Consider the following 22935-nt stretch of genomic DNA (forward strand, 5'->3'; position numbering starts at 1 on the left):
CAAAACGATTGCATCGTGGGTGATCGTGTCACCTCCGAAGAGGTTCACGGGGGAACGAGCGGATGCGGTGGCGGCTGCTGGGACCGGTACGGCTGGTCGACGACTCCTGCCCGGAGGCAGGCGAGGCGGACGCCGGGATCGACCTCGGGCCGGCCAAACAGCGATGTGTGCTGGCCGCGCTGCTGCTCACGCCCCGGCAGGTGGTACCGGTGAGCACCCTGATCGACCGGGTCTGGGGTGAGGCCCCGCCGACCTCGCGCACACCGATCGCGCCGTACGCCACCCGCCTGCGCCGCGTCCTCGACCCGGTCTTCGGCCCGGACACCCTGCGGTACGCGGCCGGCGGCTACCTGATCGATTGTGAACCCGACCTGGTCGACCTGCACCGGTCCCGTCGCAAAGTGTTCGAAGCACGCGCCGCCGAGGAGGCCGGCGACGACCACTCGGCCGCCGAGCTGCTCCTGGACGCGCTGCGGGACTGGGGCGACGAGGCGCTCACCGGGGTGCCGGGGGCCTGGGCCGCACGGGTCCGCTACACCCTGGCCCGGGAGAAGCTCGACGTCCTCGCCCGGCTGGGCCGCGCCGGGTTGCGGCTGGGGCGGGCCGAGGAGGTCGCCGAGCGGCTGGCCCCGTATGCAGCCGAGCACCCGACCGTCGAGGCGCTGATCGCGGCGCAGATGAACGCTCTCGCCGCGGCTGGGCGGCCGGCGCAGGCTTTGGAGGCGTTCGCGCGTACCCGGGATGCGATCGCGGAGGAGTTGGGCAGCGAGCCGGGCTTCGAGCTCAGCGACCTGCATACCCGGATCCTGCGCGGCGATGGCCGGCCCGGGGCGGGGCAGCCGGGCCGGTCGTCCGGGCCGGTAGCCCGGCCTGGAGCACCGGCCCAGCTGCCCGCCGACGCGATGGCGTTCACCGGGCGCCGGGCGGAGCTGGCCGAATTGGATCATGCGCTGCTGGGGCGTACCGAACCAGATCCCGTCAATCCAGGCCGTGCCCATCTGGACCGTGCCCATCTGGACCGTGCCCATCTGGACCGTGCCCATTCGGGCGGTGCCTCTTCGGGCGGTGCTTTGCCTGGCGGTGCTTTACCTGGCGGTGCTCGGGGCGGTGCTTTGCCGGACGGTGCTCGGCCGGGCGGTGCCTTCTCGGGCGGTGCTTTCTCGAGTGGTGCTTTCTCGAGTGGTGCTTTCTCGGGCCGGGTGTCGGGTGGTGGGATGCGGGTCGCTGTCATCACCGGCCCGCCCGGGGTGGGCAAGTCCGCGCTCGCCGTGCACTGGGGGCACCGGGCACGACACCACTTCCCGGACGGCCAGCTCCACCTCAACCTGCGCGGATACGACCGGTGCGACGTGATGAGCCCGGAAGAGGCGGCCCGCAACCTGATCGTCGCGCTCGTCCCGGACCGGCCCGTCCCGGCCGGCCTGGACGCCCGGGCCGGGTTGCTGCGCAGCCTCCTGGCCGGCCGCCGGATGCTGCTCGTGCTGGACAACGCGCGCGACGCCGATCACGTGCGCCCGCTGCTGCCCGGAACCGACGGCTGCGCGGTCGTGGTGACCAGCCGGGACCGGCTCATCGGCCTGGTCGCCACACCCGGCGCGCTGCCGGTACCGCTCGAGGCGCTCGACGGCGACGACGCCCGGGAACTGCTCGCCGGGCGACTCGGGGCGGGTCGCCTCGCCGCTGAGCCGTGCACCGTCGCCGGCTTGATGGACGCCACCGCCGGGCTACCCCTCGCGCTGGTCACGGTGGCGGCACGGGCCGCGATGCGCGCCCGCCAGCCGCTCGCCGAACTGGCCGCCGAGATCTCCGCGTCCCGCCTCGACGGGCTGCGCGGCCCGGACGAGGCGACCGATCCGAGCAGCGTGTTCTCCTGGTCCTACCGCGCGCTGAGCCCGGACGCGGCCCGGCTGTTCCGGCTTTTCGGCGCCTTCCCGGGTCCGGACATCTCCGCAGCGGCCGCCGCGTCTCTGATCGGCGATGCGCCCGGTCATGCGGAGACGGCGGGTGGCGCTGCGGGAACGTCCGGCGACACGGCCCGCTCTTCGCGACCCGCCGGCGCTGGGGGATCGGCCGGCGAGGCGTTTGGGGCCGCTGCGGCCTTGGCCGAGCTTGTGGCGGCCAGCTTGATCAGCGAGCACCGGCCGGGCCGTTACGACATGCATGAGCTGCTTCGCGCGTACGCCGAAAGCCTGCTGCCGCGCGCCGAACGCGACCCGGCGGTGCGCCGCCTGCTGGACCACCATCTGCACACCGGCCATGCCGCCGCGCTGTGCCTTGATCCGCAGCGCGAGCCGCTGCGGCTGCCTCCGGTGCCGCCCGGCGTGGCGCCTGAAGCGATCGGTGGCGAAGCCGCCGCGCTGGAGTGGTTCGGTGCCGAGCACGACAATCTGATGGCTCTCATCCGCATGGTGGGCGAGGACGACGGTCGCAGCGGCGAGGACGACGGCTTGCACGACTTCGGCTGGCACGATTACGGCTGGCATGATTACGGCCGGCACGATTACGGCTGGCACGATTACGGCCGGCACGATTACGGCTGGCACGATTACGGCTGGCACGACTTCGGCTCGCGCGACTCTGGCTGGCAGGACTACGGCTGGCGGCTGCCCTGGGTGCTGATCGACTTTCTGGACCGGCAGGGCCACTGGGACGACTGGATCGCCGTCGAGGAGATCGCTGTCGCGGCCGCCCGGCGCCGTGGTGAGGTACGCGCCGAGGCTCTCGCCCAGCGGGTCCTCGCCCGTGGCTACGTCCAGCTGGGCCACTACGAGGAGGCGGAGCCGCACTACGCGGAGGCGGACCGGCTCTATCAGGCGGCCGGTGACCCGGTCGGGGAGGCGCACACGCTGTTCAGCCTCAGCTGGATGCGCGAACAGCAGGACCGCTACGACGACTGCCTGCGGCACACGTCCCGGGCCCTCGATCTGTACCGGGGAGCCGGGCACCGGGTCGGTGAGGCGCGGGCGCTCAACGCGCTCGGCTGGTACCTGGGGCATCACGGCCACTACGACCTGACGCTGCGGCACTGTCAGGACGCGCTGCGGCTGCAGCACGAGCTCGGCGACCGGTACGGGCAGGCGGCCGCCTGGGACAGCATCGGCTGGGCGCACCACCACCTCGGCGACCATGGGAAGGCGGTGGCCGGCTACCGCCGTGCGCTGGAGCTCTATCGGGCGGCGGGTGACCTGCTCAACGAGGCGGAGATCCGGGAACACCTCGGGGACGCGTACGCCGCCGCGGGTGGCCGGGACGCTGCCACCCGGCAGTGGCGGCAGGCGCTCGCGCTCCTGGAGAAGCTGGACCACCCGGGCGCCGCCACCCTGCGTGCGAAGCTTGAGCTCAGTCGCTGAGTCTCTCAGTCGCTAAATCTCTCAGTCGCTGAACCTTTCCGGGTCACCCGCGCCGACTCGCAGGATTTCGGGTGTGCCCTCGGACAGGTCGATCACCGTGGTCGGCTCAGTGCCGCACTCACCGGAGTCGACCACCGCGTCCACCGAGTGATCCAGGGCCTCCTTGATCTCCCAGCCCTGCGTCATCGGTTCCGCCTCACCGGGCAGCAGCAGCGTGCTCGAGACCAGCGGCTCGCCCAGCTCGGCCAGGATCGCCTGCGCGGTGATGTGCGCGGTGATGCGTACCCCGACGGTCTTTTTCTTTGGATGCAGCAGCCGCCGCGGCACCTCCTTGGTGGCCGGCAGAATGAACGTGTACGGCCCCGGCGTGGACGCCTTCACCGCGCGGAACAGCGCGTTGTTGATCTGCACGAAGTGCCCCAGCTGCGCGAAGTCGTGGCACATCAGGGTGAAGTGGTGCCGGTCGTCGAGATGCCGGATCGTCCGGATCCGGTCCAGCCCGTCTTTGTTGCCCATTCGGCACCCGAGCGCGAAGCACGAGTCGGTCGGATAGGCGATCAGACCGTCCGCACGGATCAGCTCCACGATCTGGTGGATGCTGCGGGGTTGCGGATTGTCCGGGTGCACGTCGAAGTATCTGGCCACTCTCAGTAGCCTAATGACACGCGGCCTAGGGTCTGATCATGGACCCTGTTTACCGGCCAGCCGTTCGGGTGATTTGTTTCGACGCCGACGACCGGATCCTGCTGCTGCATTGGGAGGATCCGACCGACGGCTCGCGCCTCTGGGAACCGCCCGGCGGCGGTATCGAACCCGGGGAGACGCCCCTGGAAACGGCCCGGCGGGAACTGGCCGAGGAGACCGGCCTGGACCCGGCCGCGATCGGCCGGGAATTCGTCGACGTCCATCGCGAAACCTGGTGGAAGGGCCGGCGTTTCGCCGGGATCGAGCAGTTCTTCACAGCCCGATACGGCACGTCACGGCCGGCGGTGGTCCGGGAGGGACTTTTGGAGTACGAGCAGAGTGAGCTTCTCGAACACGCCTGGGTGAGTTTGGGGGACCTGGAGTCGTTGCCGGATCGGTTGGAGCCGCCTAATTTGGCGGAGGTGGTTCGGGTGCTTTCGTCCTGATCAGCTTTGGCGTGCTCGGGTTTGGGGTCGTGCTCGGGTCTGGGGTGTTGCTCAGTTCTGTGTTGCTCAGTTCTGTGTTGCTCAGTTCTGTGTTGCTCAGTTCTGTGTTGCTCAGTTCTGTGTTGCTCAGTTCTGCGTTCTGGTGGGGATGGCTGGGTTTGGCGGACTCAGCTGGGCTCGGCGGGGGAGAGGCGGAGCACTGGCAGCGGCCGCTGGGTCTTGCGCTGATATCCGGCGAAGCGGGGCTGGGCTGCCGTGATCTGCTCCCAGGCGGTGTCGCGTTGTGGGCCGTCCAGTTTCTCGGCCCGTACCCGTACGTTGCGCCCGGACACCTCGGCCCAGACCTGATCGGGGTGGGCGCGGATGTTGTGGTACCAGCCCGGATGCTGGGCCCGGCCGCCGTTTGAGGCGACCACCAGCCAGCCGTCGCCGCCGTCGTTGAAGCGAGCCACGGGCGTTCGGCGTTCTTTGCCGGATTGCGCTCCCACGGTTGTCAGATAGAGCAGATCCATCCCCTGGAAGCGGTCGCCGGTGCGCTTGTGCATTTTGATCATGAGGTTTTGAAGCAGTCCCATGGTCTTACTCTGCCTCTGCATCGACGTTCTTGCATCGACGCCGGCGGTTCTCGCCGGCGTCGTCCGCGACGTCCGGTGGGCGGTGGTCCGGCAGGTGGTGGCCGGCAGGGGGCCGGTGGCGAGGCTTCGGCAGGAGGCCCAGTAGCGGGCCCTGGCAGGAGGCTCAGTAGCGAGGCCCGGCAGGAGGTCCGGTAGTGGCGGCCCGCGGGTGGCGGCCCGGCAGGGGGAGGCCCGGCAGGGGGCCGGTGGCGAGGCTCCGGCAGGAGGTCCGGTAGTGGCGGCCCGGTAGGAGCGGCCCGCGGGTGGCGGCCCGAGAGTGACGACCCAGTATGAGCGGCCCGTGAGTTGCGGCTCCGGAGTGGCGGCCCCGTATCAGCGGGCAGACATCGAGGGCCATCGAGGTTCCACATTTTGAGCCGCCGCCTTGGTGTCTCTGGCCCGGCGCGCTCAGCGCGGGTCTGTCGTGCACTCCGCGCATTCCGCGCACGGCGGCGCCAAGCTTGTGCGCCATTCGTGACTGCCGGCAGATCGCCTCTCCCGGCTCGGGAAATTGTCGTACATGTGTTCGAAGATGTTGGCGTGCAAGGGATGGTGCAGCAACTCACCGAGCTTTCCGCCGCGTGCGCGCAGGCGTCGATGTGGCCGCTACCCGAAAGCGACCTGCTCGCCCTGCTGGACGGGCTGCACGCCGCGCAGCAGCTGTTGCACGCCGCCCTGCTGCATGCCGTTCGCGAGATCGACGGCCGGGCCATTCCCACGTCCCATGCGGCCACCTCAACGACGGTCTGGCTGCGCGGACGGTTGCGGATCAACCCCGGCAGCGCCGCTCGGATGGTCGCCCACGCCAAGCTGCTGGACGCCGACCCCCTGCTCGATTCCGCGGTCACCGCCGGCAAGGTCAACGCGGAGCAGCTGACGGCGATCGCGGCCGCTTTGGGAGACCTGCCGAAAGATCTGGATCCGCCGACCCGCGAGCATGCGGCCGCCACTCTGATCGAGTGGGCACCGCGGCTGGATCCAGGCGGATTGCGTACTTCCGGACGGCGAATCCTGGAACACATCGCCCCAGAGATCGTGGACGCGGCAGAGGAAGCTCGCCTGCAGCGTGCGGAGCGACAGGCATACGAACAGCGCTATCTGACCTTGAGTCCGCTCGGCGACGGCCGGGTCCGGGTCCGCGGGCTCCTGGACAGCCAGGCTGCCGCCACCGTGGCCGCGGCCCTTGACCCGCTCTGCCGCCCGGTCGCTCTGCCGCCTGCGCCCAAATCCGGGTCAGAGTCTGCGCCCGGCTCCGAGACTGGTTCGGGCTTTGAGACTGGGGCGGGCTTTGAGACTGGGGTGGGCATCAAGCCTTGGTCGGGCTTCGAGGCTGCGCCGGACTTCGAGACTGGGTTGGGCTTTGAGACGGGATCGGGCGTCGAGGCTGCGCCGGGCTTCGAGCCTGCACCGGGCTTCGAGACGGCGTCCGGCATCAAGATGGCATCCGGCTTGGTGGAGGACCGGACGCCCGGACAGCGGCGGGCGGATGCGCTGGTCGAGGTGTGCCGGCTGGTCCTGGCCGGTGGTGACCTCCCGGACAACGGCGGTGACCGGCCGCAGCTGGCGGTGACCGTAGCGTTCGACCCGCTGCGGCAGACCCTCGGAGCGGGGATCCTGGACAGCGGAGCCTCGGTGTCGGCCGCGACCGTGCGCCGGATCGCATGCGACGCCCGGGTGCTACCGCTCGTCTTCGACGGCGACAGCCAGGTACTGGACGCGGGCCGAACCCGTCGCCTGGTCACCGGACCGTTGCGCCGGGCCCTGATCGCCCGGGACCGAGGCTGCGCGTTCCCAGGCTGTGATCGCCCAGCGCGCTGGTGCGACGCCCACCACGTGATCCCGTGGTCGGAGGGCGGGCCGACCGAACTGGCCAACCTCGCCCTCCTGTGCGAGTTCCACCATCGCGTCGTCCACGGTGACTCGGGCTGGGAGATCCGGCCCGCCCAGGACGGCCGTCCGGAATTCCTGCCCCCGGCTTGGCTCGATCCGCAACGCACACCACGCACGAACCTTTATCACCTGCGCACGTGACTAGAGGTCGAGCGCACCGCACCGCACCGCGACGTAATACTCCTCGCCGGATCGCCGGATCGCCGGATCGCCGGATCGCCGGATCGCCGGATCGCCGGATCGCCGGATCGCCGGATCGCCGGATCGCCGGATCGCCGGCATGGGCGATGTGCGCGATCACCAGTTCACGGCGATGTACTTCGACTCGAGGTACTCAAGCAACCCGTCATGGCCCCCCTCACGACCGATGCCACTCTGCTTGACCCCGCCGAACGGCGCCGCCGGGTCGCTGACCAGGCCGCGATTCAGCCCGACCATGCCGGCTTCGATAGCCTCGCTCACCCGCATACCGCGAGCGAGGTCGCCGGTGTAGACATACGCCACCAGGCCGTACTCGGTGTCGTTGGCCAGCCGTACCGCCTCGTCCTCGCTGTTGAACGTCACGATCGGCGCGACCGGCCCGAAGATCTCCTCGCGGAGGATCGGAGAGTCCGCGGCCACCCCGGTCAGCACCGTCGGCGGGTAGTAGAAGCCGGGCCCTTCGGGGCGGCTGCCACCGGTCACCGCCTCAGCGCCGCTGTCCAGCGCGGACCGCACCAGCCCGTCCACCTTGGCCACGGTGTCCTCGTTGACCAGCGGGCCGACCTGGGTCTTCTCGTCCGTTCCGGGCCCGACGACCAGGCCGGACATGCGCTGCGCGAGCCGCCGGGCGAACTCCTCAGCGACCGGCGACTCGACGTAGAACCGGTTCGCGGCGGTGCACGCCTCGCCGCCGTTGCGCATCTTGGCGATCATCGCGCCCTCGATGGCGGCGTCCAGGTCGGCGTCGGCGAAGACCACAAACGGCGCGTTGCCGCCCAGCTCCATGGACGTGTTGACCACGTTGTCGGCGGCCTGGGCCAGCAGGATTCGCCCCACCTCGGTGGAGCCGGTGAAGGACAGCTTGCGTACCCGTTGGTCGCGCAGCATCGCCGAGACCACCTTGCCGGAACTGCGGGACGGGAGCACGTTCACCACGCCCTCCGGCACGCCGGCCTCGGCCAGGATGGCGGCCATCGCGAGCGCGGTCAGCGGAGTGTCGCTGGCCGGCTTGAGGATCACCGTGCACCCGGCGGCGAGCGCCGGACCGATCTTGCGGGTGGCCATCGCAGCCGGGAAGTTCCACGGCGTCACCAGTACGCACACGCCGACCGGCTGGCGTACCACCAGGATTCTGTTCGCCCCGGACGGCGCGGTCGCCACGATGCCCTCACCACGGACCGCCTCTTCGGCGAACCAGCGGAAGAACTCGGCCGCGTACGTCACCTCGCCCTTCGCGTCGACCAGGGCCTTGCCGTTCTCCAGGCTGATCAGCTTCGCCAGGTCGCCGGCCCGCTCGGTCATCAGCTCGAACGCCTTGCGCAGGACCTCCGACCGTACCCTCGGAGGTGTCGCGGCCCAGGCCGCACCCGCCGCCGCGGCCGCGTCCACCGCGGCGATCGCGTCCACCTCGCCGCCGTCCGCGACCGAGGCGACGGTGTCGCCGGTCGCCGGGTCGAGCACGTCGAAGCGGCTGCCCGCCGAGGCCGGCACCCACTTGCCACCGATGAACAGTTCGGTCTCCACAACAGCTCCTTACGCTCGGTCCCAGCCCCAGCATGGTCCGGATCCCAGCATGGTCCGGATTTGAGCTTGGTCCGGGTCCCAGCTTGGTCCGGATTTCAGCTTGGTCCGGATCCCAGCATGGTCCGGGTCCCTAGGTTGGCCCGGATCTCAGCTTGGCTCGAACCTCAGCATGGTCCGGATCGCCACGCCGCGCCACGTAACCCGGCACGTCAGCGCGGGTTGGCGGCGGCCCGGAATGGGCACATTGGCACCATGACAACACTCGCGCAGCGCATCCAGTCCTTCCTGCAGAGCCCGCGCGGCCGCAAGCTGATCGACCAGGGCCGGCGGCAGGCCGCCAAGCCGCAGAACCAGCAGCGCCTTCGCGGACTGATGGACCGGCTCCAGGGACGCCGCCGTTACTGAGCCGCCCTTACCCGCTGCCCGTCCCGCCACGTGGTGGCGGGACGGGGTGGTCTATCAGGTCTATCCGCGTTCGTTCGCGGACGGCTCCGGGGATGGCGTGGGCGATCTCGCGGGCCTGACGGCCCGCCTCGGGCACATCGCCGGGCTGGGCGCCGACGCCATCTGGCTGACACCGTTCCAGCGTTCACCCCAAAAAGATCATGGGTACGACGTAAGCGACTACCTCGACGTCGATCCGCTCTTCGGTGATCTGGCCGGGTTCGACGCGATGCTCGCCCGAGCGCACGACCTGGGTCTGCGGGTGATCATCGACGTGGTGCCGAACCACTGCTCGTCCGAGCATCCGATCTTCCAGAAGGCGTTGGTGGGCGACCCCGACGCGCGAGCGCGGTTCCATTTCGCCGCTGAGCCGAACAACTGGCCCAGCGTCTTCGGCGGGCCCGCGTGGAGCCAGGCCCCGGACGGCGCCTGGTATCTGCATCTGTACGCCCCCGAGCAGCCGGACTGGAACTGGCGGGATCCACGGACCGCGCCGTTCTTCGACGACGTGCTGCGTTTCTGGCTCGACCGGGGCGTCGACGGACTACGGGTCGACGTGGCGCACGGGCTGTTCAAGGCGCCCGGCCTGCCGTCATTGCCGCCCGGCGTGCATCCGGCGCCGGGACGGCTGCGCACCAACCCGCTCGCCTGCGACCAGCCGGAGACCCCGGACGTCTACCGGCGATGGCGGGCGCTCGCCGACGCGTACGATCCGCCCCGCGCCCTGATCGGCGAGGTGAACCTGGAGGCGGACCGGGCCGCCCGGTACGTCACGCCGGACCGTCTGCACCAGGCGTTCGCCTTCGACTTCGTGATCGCCCCGTGGGACGCCCGCGTCTGGCGGGAGACCGGCGAACGACTACTGCGGCATCCCCCGGTCACCTGGGTGGTGGAGAACCACGACGTGATCCGCACACCGACCCGGTACGGCAGCCCCGCCCGCGCCCGCGCCGCCCTGCTCACCGTCCTGGCACTGCCCGGCGCCGCCTACCTCTACCAGGGCCAGGAGTACGGCCTGCCCGAGGTGAACGTGCCGGACGAGGCACGACAGGACCCGGCGTGGAGGCGCTCCGGCATCTGCCGCGACGGATGCCGGGTACCCCTGCCCTGGCCGGACGGCTTCTCGCCACCTGGATCCGCGCCGCCCTGGCTGCCGGTCCCGGACGGCTGGGACGGCCACCTGGCCTCACCCACCTTGCCGCTGTGCCGCGATGCGATCGCCTTGCGCAAACGCCTGCACGCCGAGGGCGTCCTCTCCGCCGACGACCCGGTCGAGTGGTCCGTCGACGGCGACGACCGGCTGATCGCCCGCCGCCCGGGCCTGACGCTGGTAGTGGCGATGGGCTCGGCGCAGGTGCCGCTGCCGCCCGGCACACCCCTGCTGACCAGTGAGCCACTCACCGCGGAGGGCCGGCTCCCTCGCGACGCCGCCGCGTGGCTCGCATAGCTCGTCCCGATGGGACCGGCGCAGAGCAGACCGGCGCAGAGCAGACCGGCGCAGAGCGGACCGGCACAGAGCGGACCGGCGCAGAGCGGACCGGCGCAGAGCGGACCGGCCGGGATCGGACGGGCTCGGGGAGCGGACGCCTCCAGAACCAGCGGACCAGCGGAGGCGCCGACAAGGACCCGACGGTCACCGCGGTGCGCGCGGCGGCCCGGCCCAGCCGGCCCGGGTTCTGACCGCTCAGGGGATCGGCTTGCGCATCCGGACGAGTGGCACAGGCACGCCGCCGCGGTCGTCCTCCAGCTGCTCGACCACCACGAAACCGGCCGCCGTATAAAGCGGCTGCCCGGAAAGCGTGCCCATAAGCTCCAGCCTGGAGAACCCTTCCGCCGCCGCCGCGGTCTCGCACTCAGCGAGGATCATCCGCCCTACGCCGCGCCGGGCGTGGCGGGGATCGGTGTACATGGCGCGCACCTTCGCCGGATCGCGGGCCGGGTCAAGCAACGCGGCGTCCCGGCCGGCGGAGTGATCGCCGCCGTAGAGGGTGGCCCGCCGGCTCCATCCGCCGCAGCCCACGATCACCCCGTCCTCCTCGACGACGAAATAGGTCCCGTCGTCGACGAGTTGCGTGTCGAGCCCCATGATCGCGTGACTCGCGGCGATCTGCTCCGGGCTCAGGAACTGCGTCTGCAGATCGGCGATCGCCGCCGCCATCAGCGCCCGTAACTGGGGCAGGTCTTCATGCGTGGCCACGCGCAGCTTCAGCGTCATGTACTCCATTGTGTCCGGGTCGCATTGTGTTCTCGGGTCGCGTTGTGTTTTCGGGTCGCGCCACCCGGGCGCCGGGCTTACCGTCAGAGAAGTTTCTCCGTCATCGATGCGCAACGGGGAGGACATCATGACGACGAGGTCACGATGGGTACAGCAACGATGGGCACGATCAAAACAGGCACTGCCAAGATGGGGTACGGCGGCCGCAGCGCTTCTGCTCGCTGCCACCGTCGCGGGTTGCGGCGGCGGTGACGAGGGTGAAGAGGGCGGTGGCACGCTCACCGTCTGGAGCCTGGAGAACCTGACCGACCGGATGCAGGCCACCCAGAAGATCGTCGACAAGTTCACCGCCGACACCGGCATCCAGGTGAAGCTCGTCGCGACCGATGAGAACCAGTTCAGCAGCCTGATCACCTCCGCGGCGGCGGCCGGAACGCTGCCCGACGTGGTCGGCGCGCTCCCGCTGGCGGCGGTGGCGCAGATGGCGACCAATCAGCTGATCGACACCGACGCGGCCAAGGCGGTCGTCGACCAGCTCGGCCGCGGCACCTTCTCCGCCCGCGCGCTTGAGCTGACCAGCCAGGACGGCACGCAGCTGTCGGTGCCCTCGGACGGCTGGGCGCAACTGCTCTTCTACCGCAAGGATCTGTTCCAGCAGGCCGGCCTGGCCGTCCCGGAGACGTACGACGCGATCCGCGCGGCCGCGCAGAAGCTCAACTCGCGGGACGTCGCCGGTATCACCGTGGCCACGGTCGGGAACGACGCTTTCACCCAGCAGACCTTCGAGAACCTGGCACTCGGCAACAACTGCCAGCTGGTCGACGAAGCCAAGAACGTACAGCTCGAGTCGCCGCCGTGCGTGGAGACCTTCCAGCTCTACTCCGACCTGGTGAAGAACTGGTCGGTGCCGGGCGCCCAGGACGTCGACACCACCCGGGCCACGTACTTCTCCGGCAAGGCCGCCATGGTGGTCTGGTCGTCGTTCCTCCTCGACGAGCTGGCCGGACTGCGCAACGACGCCCTCCCCACCTGCGCGCAGTGCAAGAGCGACCCCACCTGGCTTGCCAAGAACACCGGCGTGACCACCGCGATCGCCGGCCCGCAGGGCCAGCCTGCCCAGTTCGGCGAGATCACCAGCTGGACCATCACGAAGGACGGGCCGCGCACCGACGCGGCGAAGCGGTTCGTGGCCTACATGATGAACGAGGGGTACGCCGATTGGCTCGGCATCGCTCCGGAGGGCAAGATCCCGGTGCGCAAGGGAACCGCGGAGGAGGCGGACAAGTTCACCACCGCGTGGAACAAGTTGCCGGCCGGGGTGGACAGCAAGAAGCCCCTCGCCGACATCTACCCCGCGGACGTTCTGACCGCGCTGCAGAAGAGCCCGGACACCTTCCAGCGCTGGGGCTTCCCGCAGAAGCAGGGCGCGCTTGTCGGCGCCACCCTCGGTGAGCTACCGGTGCCCAAGGCGATCAACAGCCTGGCCAGCGGCGAGCTCGACGCGGCCGGCGCGGCGAAGCGGGCGGCCGAGGACGTCAAGACGATCCAGAAGTCCCTCGAGTGAGCCCCGAGTGAGCCCGAGTGAGCGCAGAGTGAGCCCTCAAGTGAGCCCTCAAGTGAGCCCCCCAAATGAGCCCCGAGTGAGCCCCGAGTGAGCCTCGCGACCGAGACCCCGCCCCGGCCGGAGGAGAGGCCGCAGCCGGGGAAGAAGCCGCTGACCGCCCGGCAGCGGGAGAACCGCGCCGGGCTGGCGTACCTCTCGCCGACCTTGATCGTCGTCCTGGTCGTCGTGGTACTGCCGATCATCTGGACCGTCATGCTGGCGTTCCAGCGGATCCGGCTGATCAACCTGCGCCGGGCCGGGGTGTTCGGCGAGTACAGCATGACGAACCTGGAGACGGTGCTGACCTCGCCGGGCTTCTGGTCGTCGCTGTGGACCACCGTCGTCTACACGGTCGGCTCCACCTTCGGATCGATCGTGCTGGGCCTGATCGCGGCGCTCGCCCTGCGCGCCCCGTTCCGCGGCCGGACCCTGGTCCGCGCGTCGGTGCTGCTGCCGTACGTGGCTCCGGTGGTGGCGGTGACATTCGTCTGGAACGTCCTGCTCAGCCCCCAGTTCGGGCTGGCCAACGACTGGGGGATGCGGTTCCTCGGCTGGGACCGGCCGATCGCCTTCCTCAGCCAGCGCGAGTACGCCCTGAACCTGCTCGGCTGGCAGGTCGACATTCCGCTGGCCCTGCTCACCGTGATCATGTTCGAGGCGTGGCGGTACTTCCCGTTCGCCTTCCTGTTCCTGCTGGCCCGCCTCCAGGCGGTCCCGCACGACCTGGAGGAGGCGGCGCGGGTGGACGGCGCCGCACCGACCCAGGTCTTCCGGCACATCCTGCTGCCGCAGCTCAGCGCCGTGATCGCGCTGCTCTGCGTGCTGCGGTTCATCATGACGTTCAACAAGTTCGACGACGTCTACCTGCTCACTGGCGGCGGCGCCGGCACCGAGGTGGTGAGCGTACGCGTCTACGAGTTCCTCACGGCCCGCTTCGACGTCGGGGCCGCAGCCGCCCAGGCGCTCGTGCTCGCCCTCGGCCTCGTCGTGCTCCTCGCGATCTACATGCGCTTCCTGGCGCCCCGGGTGGAGGGGGAGGACTGATGGCGGACCGGGCAGCGGTCGAGACGCGCATCCTCAACGTCGTACGTCCGATCGTGATCACCGTGCTGGTAGTGGTCACCGTCTTCCCGTTCCTCTACATGCTGCTGCTCTCGATCCGGCCGATCGAGGAGCTGCTGCAGAACCCGGGACAGCTCTGGATCGCGCCGTCGGAGTGGACCGTGCGCACCTACCGGGAGGTGCTCACCTCGGCGGACAGCGGCGGGCAGGGCTTCCTGAAGTTCCTGGCCAACTCCGCGATCGTGTCCGTGGCGGCCACCGCACTCACGCTGCTGGTCTCGATCCCCGGCGCGTACGCGGTCAGCCGTATGCGGTTCGTCGGCCGCCGCCAGGTGCACTTCCTGTTCCTCGCGGTCTACCTGTTCCCGTCGATCCTGCTGGCGATCCCGCTGTTCGTGCTCTTCACCCGGCTCGGCCTGCGTGGCTCGCTGGGCGGGCTGACCCTGGTGTACATCGCGCAGACCGTCCCGGTCTCGATCTACATGCTGCGCAACTACCTCTCCACGATCCCGGAGAGCCTGGAGGAGGCCGCGGCGATCGACGGGTACAGCCGGCTCCAGACGCTGCGCAAGGTCATCCTTCCGCTGGCCGCGCCGGCGGTGATGGCGAACGCGCTGTACGTCTTCATGATCGCCTGGAACGAGTTCCTTTTCGCCCTGCTCTTTCTGGTCGAGGACCGCGCCGACTGGACTGTTTCGCTGGGCCTGGCGCAGCTCTCCGGCGGCATCGAGGTGAGCAAGACCGTCCTGATGGCCGGTTCCGTGGTGCTCACCCTGCCGATTGTGATCATCTTCTTCGCCGCCGAGAGGCTCCTCACCGAGGGACTGACCGCGGGTGCGGATAAGGGATGACGCGACTACCGTGAGTGATTGTTTGGCAGTCACCCCTTATAAATGAATAATCTTGTCCTCTGGCCCCCTCCCGATGTTGCGCCCGTGGCGCCCTGGCCGATACTTGGCGGACCGTTCAGCGGCTCCACGCAGCTCGGGATAACCCTGAGAGGACATCTATCGCCATGCGCAAGTCTTTGGTCGCTCTGGCCGCCGCCGGCCTGCTCGCAACCGTGTCACTCACGGCCTGTGACGATGGCGCCGACTCCGGTGACGACGGCACGGCGACCACCGCCAGCGGCGAGAAGAGCTCCGGTGAGGGTGGCGTCGGCGTGATCCTGCCGGACACCAAGAGCTCCCAGCGGTGGAGCACCGACGACCCGAGGTATCTCGAGCGGGCCTTCGAGGCCGCCAAGGTACCGTTCAAGATCCGCAACGCCGAGGGCGACCGCGAGCAGTTCAAGCGGATCGCCGAGGAGCTGCTGGACGACAACATCAAGGTGCTCCTCATCGCGAACCTGGACTCGGTCAGCGGCAAGGCCGTGATCGACAACGCTAAAAGGCGTGGTGTGTCGGTCATCGACTACGACCGTCTGACCCTCAACGGCGGCGCGGACTACTACGTCAGCTTCGACAACGAGCAGGTCGGCGTGCTGCAGGGCAGGGGCCTGACGCAGTGCCTGGCCCAGAAGAAGGCCAAGACCCCGGTCGTCGCTCAGCTCAACGGGTCGCTCACCGACAACAACGCCACCCTGTTCAAGGCCGGCTACGACAGCGTCCTGCAGCCGCTCTACGACTCGGCCGACTACATCAAGGGCCCGGACCAGTTCGTCCAGGACTGGGACAACGACGAGGGTCGCGCGATCTTCGCCCAGATGCTCAAGCAGTTCCCGAACATCAAGGGCGTGCTGGCAGCCAACGACGGGCTCGGCAACGCGGCCATCGAGGTGCTCCGGGAGAAGAACCTGAACGGCGTCGTGCCGGTCACCGGCCAGGACGCCACCGTGCAGGGCCTGCAGAACATCCTCGCCGGCGACCAGTGCATGACGGTCTACAAGGCGGTGAAGAAGGAGGCCGACGCGGCCGCGAACCTGGCCATCGAGCTCTTCAAGGGCGTCACGCCGGCGGTGAAGGACAAGATCAAGGACCCGGAGTCGGGCGCCTACGTGCCGTTCGTCTCGCTGGCGCCGGAGGCGATCACCGCCAAGAACGTCAAGCGGGTGGTCGACGACGGCTTCATCACGAAGCAGTCGCTCTGCACCAAGGACTTCGCGCAGGCGTGCCGGCGGGCCGGCATCAAGGACCCGGCCGCCTAGCCAGACGCAGCCAGAGTCAACAGGGCCGGCAGGCCGCTCAGTCCGCGATCCTGATCCGGACCCGGCGGTTCTGCCGGCCCTTGCTTTCCACCTTGACCACCTCGACCCGGCCGACCTGAGCGGTCGAGGCGACGTGCGTACCCCCGTCGGCCTGCACGTCCAGGCCGACGATGTCGATCACCCGGATCTCCGGGTTCTCCAGCGGCGGCAGGGCGTCCTGGGTGCGCACCAGCGTCGGGATCGCGAGGGCCTCCTCGCGGGGCAGGACCCGCGCGACGATCTTCCGGTCCGCGGCGATCTCCGCGTTCACCGCGTCCTCCAGCGCCTGTTTGAAGCCGGGCGGCACCTCGGGCAGGTTGAAGTCCATCCGTGCCTCGCCGGGCTGCATGTTGCCGCCGGTGACCAGGGCACCGAAGTCGCGGAACACGGTGCCGCAGAGTATGTGCAGGCCGGAGTGGGTACGCATGAGGCTGCTGCGCCGAGCGTCGTCGATCGCACCGCGCACGATCGTGCCCACCGCCGGCACCGGGTCGCCCGGCGCCGGGATCAGATGGAGATCATCACCCTTCCGGGTGTCGACGATGCGGGTCTGCACGCCTTCCCACAGCAAAACGCCGTGGTCCGGCGGCTGCCCTCCACCACCTGGGTAGAAAGCCGACCGGTCCAGGACGATGCCCGCCTCCGGATCGGCCGGATCCGACCACACGACCGTGCAGTCCCACTCGCGAAGTGTCGGGTCGATCCAGTCCAGACGCTCGGTCATGGGACGACTCTAGGACAGAGACTCCAGGCCAGGGACGTCGGGCCAGCGACATCAGGCCAGCGACATCAGGCCAGCGAGGTCAAGCCAGCGACATTAGGCCAGCGACATCAGGCGCCGTCAGCCCAGGATCTTTCGCACCTGGGGGATCACCTGCGAGCCGTACAGCTCGATGCAGGTCATCAGGCGGTCGTGCGGCAGGGTGCCGTGCGAGTACTTCAGGTCGAAGCGCTGAATGCCGAGCGCGCGCACGGTGTCCGCGATCTTGCGGGCTACCGTCGCCGGGGAGCCGACGTGCCAGGCGCCCTCGGTCACGTCGGCCTGGAAACGGTCCCGGGTGATCGGCGGCCAGCCACGCTCCCGGCCGATCCGGTCCAGCATCCGCCTGGCGTGCGGCCAGAGCACCTCGACCGCCTCCTCGTCGGTGGCGGCGACGAACCCGGGGCAGTGCACGGCGACCGGCTGCTCCGGCCGGCCCAGCTCCTTGAGGGCGCGGTGGTACAGCTCGACGTAGGGCGCGAACCGGGCCGGCGCGCCGCCGATGATCGCCAGAACCAGCGGCAGGCCGTACCGGGCGGCGCGGACCACCGACTCGGGGCTGCCACCCACGCCGATCCGGGTGCTGATCCGGCCGGACTCGACCTTCGGGTAGACGTGCTGGTCCTTCAGCGCCGGGCGGATCGTGCCGGACCAGGTCACCGGCTCGTCGCCGAGCAGATGGGACGGGTCGACCAGATGCGCCATCAGGTCCAGCTTCTCGCTGAACAGCCGCTCGTAGTCGGCCAGGTCGTAGCCGAACAGCGGGAACGACTCGGTGAACGACCCGCGCCCCAGGATGATCTCGGCGCGGCCGTTCGACACCGCGTCCAGGGTGGCGAAGCGCTCGTACACGCGTACCGGATCGTCGGAACTGAGAACCGTGACCGCGGTGCCCAGAGTGATCCGTTCGGTCCGGGCGGCGATCGCCGCCAGTACGATCTCCGGCGCGGAGATCGCGTAGTCGTCGCGGTGATGCTCGCCGACGCCGAAGGCGTCGACCCCGAGGCGGTCGGCGAGCACGGCCTGCTCGACCACGTCCCGGATGACCTGGGCGTAGGGCAGGCGCTCGCCGTCCGCACCAACCGTTACATCGCCGAAGGTGTCGAGACCGAATTCCATCAGGCGAGCCTATCTGCGGCCCTTGAGGCGCCGGCCCATCTCCCGGGCGATCTCCTTCTTGGCGTCCCGCTCGGCGAGCACCTGCCGTTTATCGTACGATTTGAGGCCTCGTGCCACGCCGAGCTCGACCTTCGCCCAGCCGTCCTTGAAGTAGAGCGAGAGCGGCACGAGGGTCAGCCCGGTGCCGTTGCCCAGCTGGTTCAAGATCTTGATGATCTCGTCCTTGTGCAGCAGCAGCTTGCGGGTCCGGCGCGGGGCGTGGTTGGTCCAGCTGCCGAACCCGTACTCGGCGATGTGCAGCCCGTAGAGCATGATCTCGCCGTTGTGCTCCTGGGCGAACGTGTCGACCAGCGACGCGCGGCCCAGGCGCAGCGATTTCACCTCGGTCCCGGCCAGCACGAGGCCCGCCTCGTACGTCTTGAGGATGGCGTAGTCGTGCCGCGCCTTCTTGTTCGAGGCGATCAGCTTGGTTCCGGTCTCTCTGGGCACGATGCGAATCTAGGCCACCCGCACCGCGGGAGCCCACCGGGTTTCACGCTGTGCCCCTGAACAAGCGACACCGAAATCAAGCGACACCCGAAATCAAGCGACACCCGAAATCAAGCGACGCCGGGCACCGCCGGTGGCTCGACCGGGATCGGGCGGCGCATCGAGTACGTCACGCTGCTCAGCCGGTGCGGCTCGCCCAGCACGTGGATCACCGCCCGGTCGTACGCCTGCCAGCCGGCCGCGCCCGCCCGGTTGAGGTGCCGGATGTCGTCGAAGCGCTCGTCGGTACCCCAGCGCAGCGTCCCACCGGGGTGATGGAAGGTCGCGGTCCAGTCCATGAAGCGGTCGGAGCCCAGCGTGCCCGCGGCGCGGTACTCCAGCCGCGCGTATTCCCAGTTGTCCACCGGATGATTATGCAGTCCGTTTCGGACACTTGCCCCACGGATACCGGGCACGGAGTAGTTCTTCCCTGAGGAATCCCTGAGGAATCCCTGATCTGACCGTTCTCGGGGTTCAAATCGACCTCCCCGCATGCTTACGCTCCCACGGTCTGCTTGTGAACGGGTACGAGCGTGCACAGGGACGAGCGACAGCGCGCTTCTGATCGGGGGGATCATGGCGACGGGGACTCTGGCTAGGTTCGTCTGCGGCCGGCGCACCAAATGGGTCGTGCTGGCCCTGTGGATCGTGATCCTCGCGGTGGCCGGCCCGCTCGCCGGCAAGCTCAGCAGCGCCGAACGCAACGACAACGCCTCCTGGCTGCCCGGCAACGCCGAGGCCACGCAGGTCTCCGAGCTGCAGCAGCAGTTCTCGCCGTCGGAGATCGTGCCGGCCATCATCGTCTACGAACGCACCGCCGGCATCACCGAGGCCGACCAGGCGAAGGCCGCCGCCGACGCGCAGGGCATCCGCTCGGTCACCGGCGTGACCGGCGAGGTGGCCGGTCCGTTCCCGGCCGAGGACGGCCAGGCGCTGCAGACCATCGTGCCGATCGAGATCGACAGCGAGGGCTGGGACAAGATCGCCGACGTCATCGACGAGATAAAAGCGGTCATCGGTACGGGTGAGAACGGTCTCACCGTCCACCTGACCGGCCCGGCCGGTTCCGCCGCCGACTCGGCCGCCGCGTTCGCCGGTGTCGACAGCACCCTGCTCTACACGACCCTCGCCATCGTCACGATCATCCTGCTGATCACGTACCGGAGCCCGGTCCTCTGGCTGCTTCCGATCATCTCGGCCGGCGCCGCGCTGATCACCGCGCAGGCGGTGGTCTACCTGCTCGCCGAATACAACGGCCTGGTGGTCAACGCGCAGAGCGCCGGCATCCTGACCGTGCTGGTCTTCGGCGCCGGCACCGACTACGCCCTGCTGCTCGTCGCCCGCTACCGGGAGGAGCTGCGCCGGCACAGCGACCGGCACGAGGCGATGATGTTCGCCCTGCACCGGGCCGGACCGGCGATCATCGCCAGCGCCGCGACCGTGGCGATCGGCATGTCCTGCCTGATGCTCGCCGAGGTCAACTCGACGAGCGGCCTCGGACCGGTCGCCGCGATCGGCGTGGTCGTCGCCCTGTTCGCGATGATGTCGCTGCTGCCGGCCCTGCTGGTGATCGGCGGCCGCTGGCTGTTCTGGCCGGTCCGCCCGGCCTTCGGCTCCGCCGAACCGACCGCGACCGGCATGTGGGCCCGGATGGGCGCCCGGATCGGCCGCCGCCCGCGCGCCGTCTGGATCGGCACCGCGCTGGCGCTCGGCGTGATGTCGCTCGGCCTGTTCCAGCTCAACGCGAACGGGCTCTCCCAGCAGGACTCGTTCACCACCGAGCAGCCGTCCGCCGCCGGCCAGGAGGTCCTGGCCCGGCACTTCCCGGCCGGCGAGGGCCAGCCGATCGTGGTGATCGCCAACTCCGCTCAGGCCGACCCGGTGCGTCAGGCCTTCGCCGCCACGCCCGGCATCAGCGCGGTCGGCGAACCGCTGGAGCGCGGCGGTCTGGTCCAGCTCGAGGGCACGCTGCAGGCCGCGGCGGACAGCGAGGAGGCGGAGGACACCGTACGCGCGGTGCGCACCGCCGTGCACGCGGTCCCCGGAGCGGACGCGAAGGTCGGCGGCATGACCGCGATGACCCTCGACATCAACGAGGCCAACAAGCACGACAACCGGCTGATCATCCCGCTGGTTCTGCTGGTCGTCCTGGCGATCCTCGGCGTGCTGCTGCGGGCCGTGGTCGCGCCGCTGATCCTGATCGGCACCGTCGTGCTGTCGTTCGCCGCCGCGCTCGGCGTCAGCGCGCTGGTCTTCCGGCACGTCCTCGGGTTCGCCGGGGAGGACACCGCGTTCCCGCTGTTCGTCTTCGTCTTCCTGGTCGCGCTCGGCATCGACTACAACATCTTCCTGATGACCCGGGTTCGCGAGGAGGCCTGGCAGCACGGCACCCGGCGGGGCGCCGTTATCGGCCTGGCCGCCACCGGCGGCGTCATCACCTCGGCCGGGGTGGTCCTCGCCGGCACGTTCGCAGCGCTCGCCAGCCTGCCGCTCGTCGCGTTCGCGGAGATCGGCTTCGCGGTGGCGTTCGGCGTGCTGCTGGACACCCTGGTGGTGCGGTCGGTGCTGGTCACCGCCCTCAACCTGGATCTCGGGCGGTGGATGTGGTGGCCGAGCAAGCTCACTCGCGTCCTGGACGAACCGCCCGGCCACACCCCGGTGTCACCGGCCCCGGCCACCCTCTCCGGAAAGGCGGCGGAATAGGAGGTCAGATCGGCTCGGAGTCGAAGGTCTTACCGTTGACGTGCTCGTACGCGCCCTTGACCAGCTCGCGCAGCACGTCCTGATCGAGGTCGGAGAGCCGCTTCACATAGAGGCAGGCCTTGCTGGTGCGGTGCGGCCCGAGCCGGCTCATCAGATCGTCGTAGCCCTCGAAACCGGTCGACACGTAGAGGGTGAGGGCCTGCTTGCGCGGGGACATGCCGACCGCCGGCCAGTTGCCCTCGCGGCCGGAGGCGTACTTGTAGCGGTACTCGCCGAATCCGACGATCGCGCTGCCCCACATCGCCGGCTCGGCGCCGGTCACCTCGGCCATCAGCTCGCAGACGGCCTCGGCATCCGCACGTCGCTTCTCGTCCGCCACGGTGGCGAGGAACTCCGCCACGTCACTGTCGTTACGGGTCGTCTTCGGCTCGGCCATGTCCGCCAGCCTAGGCGGGGCCGCGGGAACCGCGCATGACCTGATCGGGGGAGGGCGACGCCTCCTGTGTGTAATCGCGTTGTCACAGTCTGAACGCACGCTTCACTGCCGCTGACCTTTCCGCGCAGAGTCCCAGTTTGGGGGGCGGATGATGCGAGGGAGAAGCGATGAAGGCTGTCCGGGTGCACTCCTACGGCAAGCCGCCGACCGTCGACGAGGTGCCGGAACCGGCGGTCACCGGCCCGTGGGACGTGCTCGTTCAGGTGGGGGCGGCCGGCCTCTGCCGTACCGACCTGCACATCGTCGAGGGGCAGTGGGCGGAGAAATCGGGCGTGCGGCTGCCGTACGTCATCGGTCATGAGAACGCGGGCTGGGTGCGTGAGGTAGGCAGCGCCGTCACCAATGTCGCCGCAGGCGACGCGGTGATCCTGCACCCCCTCGTGACCTGCGGGTTGTGCCGGCCGTGCCGGCGCGGCGACGACGTGCACTGCGAGAACTCGCGGTTCCCCGGCATCGACTGCGACGGCGGCATGGCCGATCTGCTGCTGACCAACGCCCGTTCCGTGGTGAAGCTGGCGTCCGGCCTGGAGCCGGCCGCGGTGGCCGCGCTCGCGGACGCCGGGCTGACCGCCTACCACGCGGTTCGCAAGGCGGCGCCGCTCCTGCACCCCGGAACGACCTGCGTCGTGATCGGCGCGGGTGGGCTCGGGCACATCGGCATCCAGTGCCTGCTCGCCATGACCGCCACCCGGGTGATCGTGGTCGACCCGAGCGAGCGGGCCCGCGAACTGGCCCGCGAACTGGGCGCGCACGACGTCACCGACCGCACCGACGAGCTGGCCGACACCGCGCACGTGGTGCTCGACTTCGTCGGCGAGCAGGGCGCGGAGGCGGCCGGTCTGGCGATGACCCGGCGGGCCGGCAGCTACTACGTGATCGGGTACGGCGGCACGGTGAACATCCCGACCATCGACCTGATCTCCACCGAACGCAACATCGTCGGGAACCTGGTCGGCTCCTACACCGACCTGGACGAGCTGATGACGCTCGCCGCGCAGGGCAAGGTCACCCTGCACACCAAGACCTACCAGCTCAGCGCCGTGAACGAGGCGATCGACGACCTGGAGACCGGCGGGCTCGCCGGCCGCGCGATTCTCGTCCCGTAACGGTT

General features: G+C 69.7%; 21 protein-coding genes. 11 read left to right on the plus strand and 10 right to left on the minus strand.

The genetic code is table 11. From position 1 onward, the window contains the following. The first annotated feature begins 62 nt into the window (after positions 1-62). The gene (locus tag I4J89_RS06855) at positions 63-3350 is read left to right on the plus strand and encodes an AfsR/SARP family transcriptional regulator (RefSeq protein WP_196412989.1); all 3288 of its coding nucleotides are present in this window, start codon (positions 63-65) and stop codon (positions 3348-3350) included. Between the two features lie 21 nt (positions 3351-3371). Here I4J89_RS06855 and I4J89_RS06860 read toward each other — a convergent pair whose 3' ends face one another. Further along, a complete protein-coding gene (locus tag I4J89_RS06860; RefSeq protein ID WP_196412990.1) occupies positions 3372-3995 on the minus strand; it encodes an L-threonylcarbamoyladenylate synthase in 624 nt (207 codons plus the stop codon). Positions 3996-4033: 38 nt separating this feature from the next. On the opposite strand from I4J89_RS06860, the gene I4J89_RS06865 reads away from it, so the two are divergent. Continuing rightward, on the plus strand, positions 4034-4480 hold the full coding sequence (locus I4J89_RS06865) for an NUDIX hydrolase (protein WP_196412991.1): 447 nt from the start codon (positions 4034-4036) through the stop codon (positions 4478-4480). On the opposite strand, the gene I4J89_RS51920 is transcribed toward I4J89_RS06865, so the two are convergent. After that, positions 4443-4709: a pentapeptide repeat-containing protein gene (locus I4J89_RS51920; RefSeq protein WP_196413351.1), complete on the minus strand. Its 267-nt coding sequence runs from the start codon at positions 4707-4709 to the stop codon at positions 4443-4445. The two genes, I4J89_RS06865 and I4J89_RS51920, sit on opposite strands and share 38 nt — an antisense overlap. After that, on the minus strand, positions 4648-5055 hold the full coding sequence (locus tag I4J89_RS06875) for a nitroreductase/quinone reductase family protein (protein WP_230858480.1): 408 nt from the start codon (positions 5053-5055) through the stop codon (positions 4648-4650). The genes I4J89_RS51920 and I4J89_RS06875 overlap by 62 nt, the downstream gene beginning before the upstream one ends. 588 nt (positions 5056-5643) lie before the next feature. Here I4J89_RS06875 and I4J89_RS06880 point away from each other — a divergent pair. After that, positions 5644-7125 carry an HNH endonuclease signature motif containing protein gene (locus I4J89_RS06880; RefSeq protein WP_196412992.1) on the plus strand — a complete coding sequence of 494 codons (1482 nt, stop codon included), beginning with the start codon at positions 5644-5646 and terminating at the stop codon, positions 7123-7125. A gap of 156 nt (positions 7126-7281) precedes the next feature. Here I4J89_RS06880 and I4J89_RS06885 read toward each other — a convergent pair whose 3' ends face one another. Next, a complete protein-coding gene (locus tag I4J89_RS06885) occupies positions 7282-8709 on the minus strand; it encodes an NAD-dependent succinate-semialdehyde dehydrogenase (protein ID WP_196412993.1) in 1428 nt (475 codons plus the stop codon). Positions 8710-8961: 252 nt separating this feature from the next. On the opposite strand from I4J89_RS06885, the gene I4J89_RS06890 reads away from it, so the two are divergent. Together I4J89_RS06890 and I4J89_RS06895 are read left to right on the plus strand one after the other, a co-directional pair. Next, the gene (locus I4J89_RS06890) at positions 8962-9114 is read left to right on the plus strand and encodes a hypothetical protein (RefSeq protein WP_196412994.1); all 153 of its coding nucleotides are present in this window, start codon (positions 8962-8964) and stop codon (positions 9112-9114) included. Between the two features lie 46 nt (positions 9115-9160). Then, positions 9161-10600, plus strand: coding sequence for an alpha-amylase family glycosyl hydrolase (locus I4J89_RS06895; protein ID WP_196412995.1), 1440 nt, complete (start codon positions 9161-9163; stop codon positions 10598-10600). Between the two features lie 237 nt (positions 10601-10837). Here I4J89_RS06895 and I4J89_RS06900 read toward each other — a convergent pair whose 3' ends face one another. Next, entirely contained in the window at positions 10838-11368 is a 531-nt protein-coding gene (locus I4J89_RS06900; protein ID WP_196412996.1) for a GNAT family N-acetyltransferase, read from the minus strand. A gap of 127 nt (positions 11369-11495) precedes the next feature. Between I4J89_RS06900 and I4J89_RS06905 the strand changes: the two genes are divergently transcribed. From I4J89_RS06905 to I4J89_RS06920, 4 genes are all read left to right on the plus strand, one after another. Beyond that, positions 11496-12932: an ABC transporter substrate-binding protein gene (locus I4J89_RS06905; RefSeq protein ID WP_230858481.1), complete on the plus strand. Its 1437-nt coding sequence runs from the start codon at positions 11496-11498 to the stop codon at positions 12930-12932. 87 nt (positions 12933-13019) lie between these two features. After that, positions 13020-14015, plus strand: a complete 996-nt coding sequence (locus tag I4J89_RS06910; RefSeq protein WP_196412997.1) for a carbohydrate ABC transporter permease — start codon at positions 13020-13022, stop codon at positions 14013-14015. Then, positions 14015-14884, plus strand: a complete 870-nt coding sequence (locus tag I4J89_RS06915) for a carbohydrate ABC transporter permease (protein WP_196412998.1) — start codon at positions 14015-14017, stop codon at positions 14882-14884. The genes I4J89_RS06910 and I4J89_RS06915 overlap by 1 nt, the downstream gene beginning before the upstream one ends. A 164-nt stretch (positions 14885-15048) precedes the next feature. Then, a complete protein-coding gene (locus I4J89_RS06920) occupies positions 15049-16179 on the plus strand; it encodes a sugar ABC transporter substrate-binding protein (protein ID WP_196412999.1) in 1131 nt (376 codons plus the stop codon). Positions 16180-16216: 37 nt separating this feature from the next. On the opposite strand, the gene I4J89_RS06925 is transcribed toward I4J89_RS06920, so the two are convergent. The 4 genes from I4J89_RS06925 to I4J89_RS06940 all read right to left on the minus strand — a co-directional run bounded on the left by I4J89_RS06925 (position 16217) and on the right by I4J89_RS06940 (position 18990). Beyond that, a complete protein-coding gene (locus I4J89_RS06925) occupies positions 16217-16942 on the minus strand; it encodes an alanyl-tRNA editing protein (RefSeq protein WP_196413000.1) in 726 nt (241 codons plus the stop codon). Between the two features lie 117 nt (positions 16943-17059). Beyond that, positions 17060-18097, minus strand: coding sequence for an LLM class flavin-dependent oxidoreductase (locus I4J89_RS06930; protein ID WP_196413001.1), 1038 nt, complete (start codon positions 18095-18097; stop codon positions 17060-17062). 9 nt (positions 18098-18106) lie between these two features. Next, positions 18107-18586, minus strand: a complete 480-nt coding sequence (gene smpB, locus I4J89_RS06935; protein ID WP_196413002.1) for an SsrA-binding protein SmpB — start codon at positions 18584-18586, stop codon at positions 18107-18109. A gap of 110 nt (positions 18587-18696) precedes the next feature. Then, positions 18697-18990 carry a hypothetical protein gene (locus tag I4J89_RS06940; RefSeq protein ID WP_196413003.1) on the minus strand — a complete coding sequence of 98 codons (294 nt, stop codon included), beginning with the start codon at positions 18988-18990 and terminating at the stop codon, positions 18697-18699. 211 nt (positions 18991-19201) lie between these two features. Here I4J89_RS06940 and I4J89_RS06945 point away from each other — a divergent pair, with 211 nt between their 5' ends. Then, complete coding sequence (locus I4J89_RS06945) at positions 19202-21328, plus strand: MMPL family transporter (RefSeq protein WP_196413004.1); 2127 nt, start codon at positions 19202-19204, stop codon at positions 21326-21328. 4 nt (positions 21329-21332) lie between these two features. Here I4J89_RS06945 and I4J89_RS06950 read toward each other — a convergent pair whose 3' ends face one another. Beyond that, positions 21333-21764: a DUF1801 domain-containing protein gene (locus I4J89_RS06950; RefSeq protein WP_196413005.1), complete on the minus strand. Its 432-nt coding sequence runs from the start codon at positions 21762-21764 to the stop codon at positions 21333-21335. 167 nt (positions 21765-21931) lie between these two features. Here I4J89_RS06950 and I4J89_RS06955 point away from each other — a divergent pair, with 167 nt between their 5' ends. Continuing rightward, positions 21932-22930 (plus strand): NAD(P)-dependent alcohol dehydrogenase, encoded by a 999-nt coding sequence (locus tag I4J89_RS06955; RefSeq protein WP_196413006.1) that lies wholly within the window; start codon positions 21932-21934, stop codon positions 22928-22930. The last annotated feature ends 5 nt before the right edge of the window (positions 22931-22935 follow it).

This window comes from Actinoplanes aureus, from assembly GCF_015704865.1.
Lineage (GTDB): Bacteria > Actinomycetota > Actinomycetes > Mycobacteriales > Micromonosporaceae > Actinoplanes > Actinoplanes aureus.

Coding starts and splice junctions, on each gene's coding strand:
- I4J89_RS06950 (WP_196413005.1), bottom strand. CDS start 21,764: ATGGCCGAGCCGAAGACGACCCGTAACGACAGTGACGTGGCGGAGTTC.
- I4J89_RS06955 (WP_196413006.1), top strand. CDS start 21,932: ATGAAGGCTGTCCGGGTGCACTCCTACGGCAAGCCGCCGACCGTCGAC.
- I4J89_RS06945 (WP_196413004.1), top strand. CDS start 19,202: ATGGCGACGGGGACTCTGGCTAGGTTCGTCTGCGGCCGGCGCACCAAA.
- I4J89_RS06890 (WP_196412994.1), top strand. CDS start 8,962: ATGACAACACTCGCGCAGCGCATCCAGTCCTTCCTGCAGAGCCCGCGC.
- I4J89_RS06925 (WP_196413000.1), bottom strand. CDS start 16,942: ATGACCGAGCGTCTGGACTGGATCGACCCGACACTTCGCGAGTGGGAC.
- I4J89_RS06855 (WP_196412989.1), top strand. CDS start 63: ATGCGGTGGCGGCTGCTGGGACCGGTACGGCTGGTCGACGACTCCTGC.
- I4J89_RS06905 (WP_230858481.1), top strand. CDS start 11,496: ATGACGACGAGGTCACGATGGGTACAGCAACGATGGGCACGATCAAAA.
- I4J89_RS06920 (WP_196412999.1), top strand. CDS start 15,049: ATGCGCAAGTCTTTGGTCGCTCTGGCCGCCGCCGGCCTGCTCGCAACC.
- I4J89_RS06900 (WP_196412996.1), bottom strand. CDS start 11,368: ATGACGCTGAAGCTGCGCGTGGCCACGCATGAAGACCTGCCCCAGTTA.
- I4J89_RS06880 (WP_196412992.1), top strand. CDS start 5,644: ATGGTGCAGCAACTCACCGAGCTTTCCGCCGCGTGCGCGCAGGCGTCG.
- I4J89_RS06915 (WP_196412998.1), top strand. CDS start 14,015: ATGGCGGACCGGGCAGCGGTCGAGACGCGCATCCTCAACGTCGTACGT.
- I4J89_RS06875 (WP_230858480.1), bottom strand. CDS start 5,055: ATGGGACTGCTTCAAAACCTCATGATCAAAATGCACAAGCGCACCGGC.
- I4J89_RS06865 (WP_196412991.1), top strand. CDS start 4,034: ATGGACCCTGTTTACCGGCCAGCCGTTCGGGTGATTTGTTTCGACGCC.
- I4J89_RS06930 (WP_196413001.1), bottom strand. CDS start 18,097: ATGGAATTCGGTCTCGACACCTTCGGCGATGTAACGGTTGGTGCGGAC.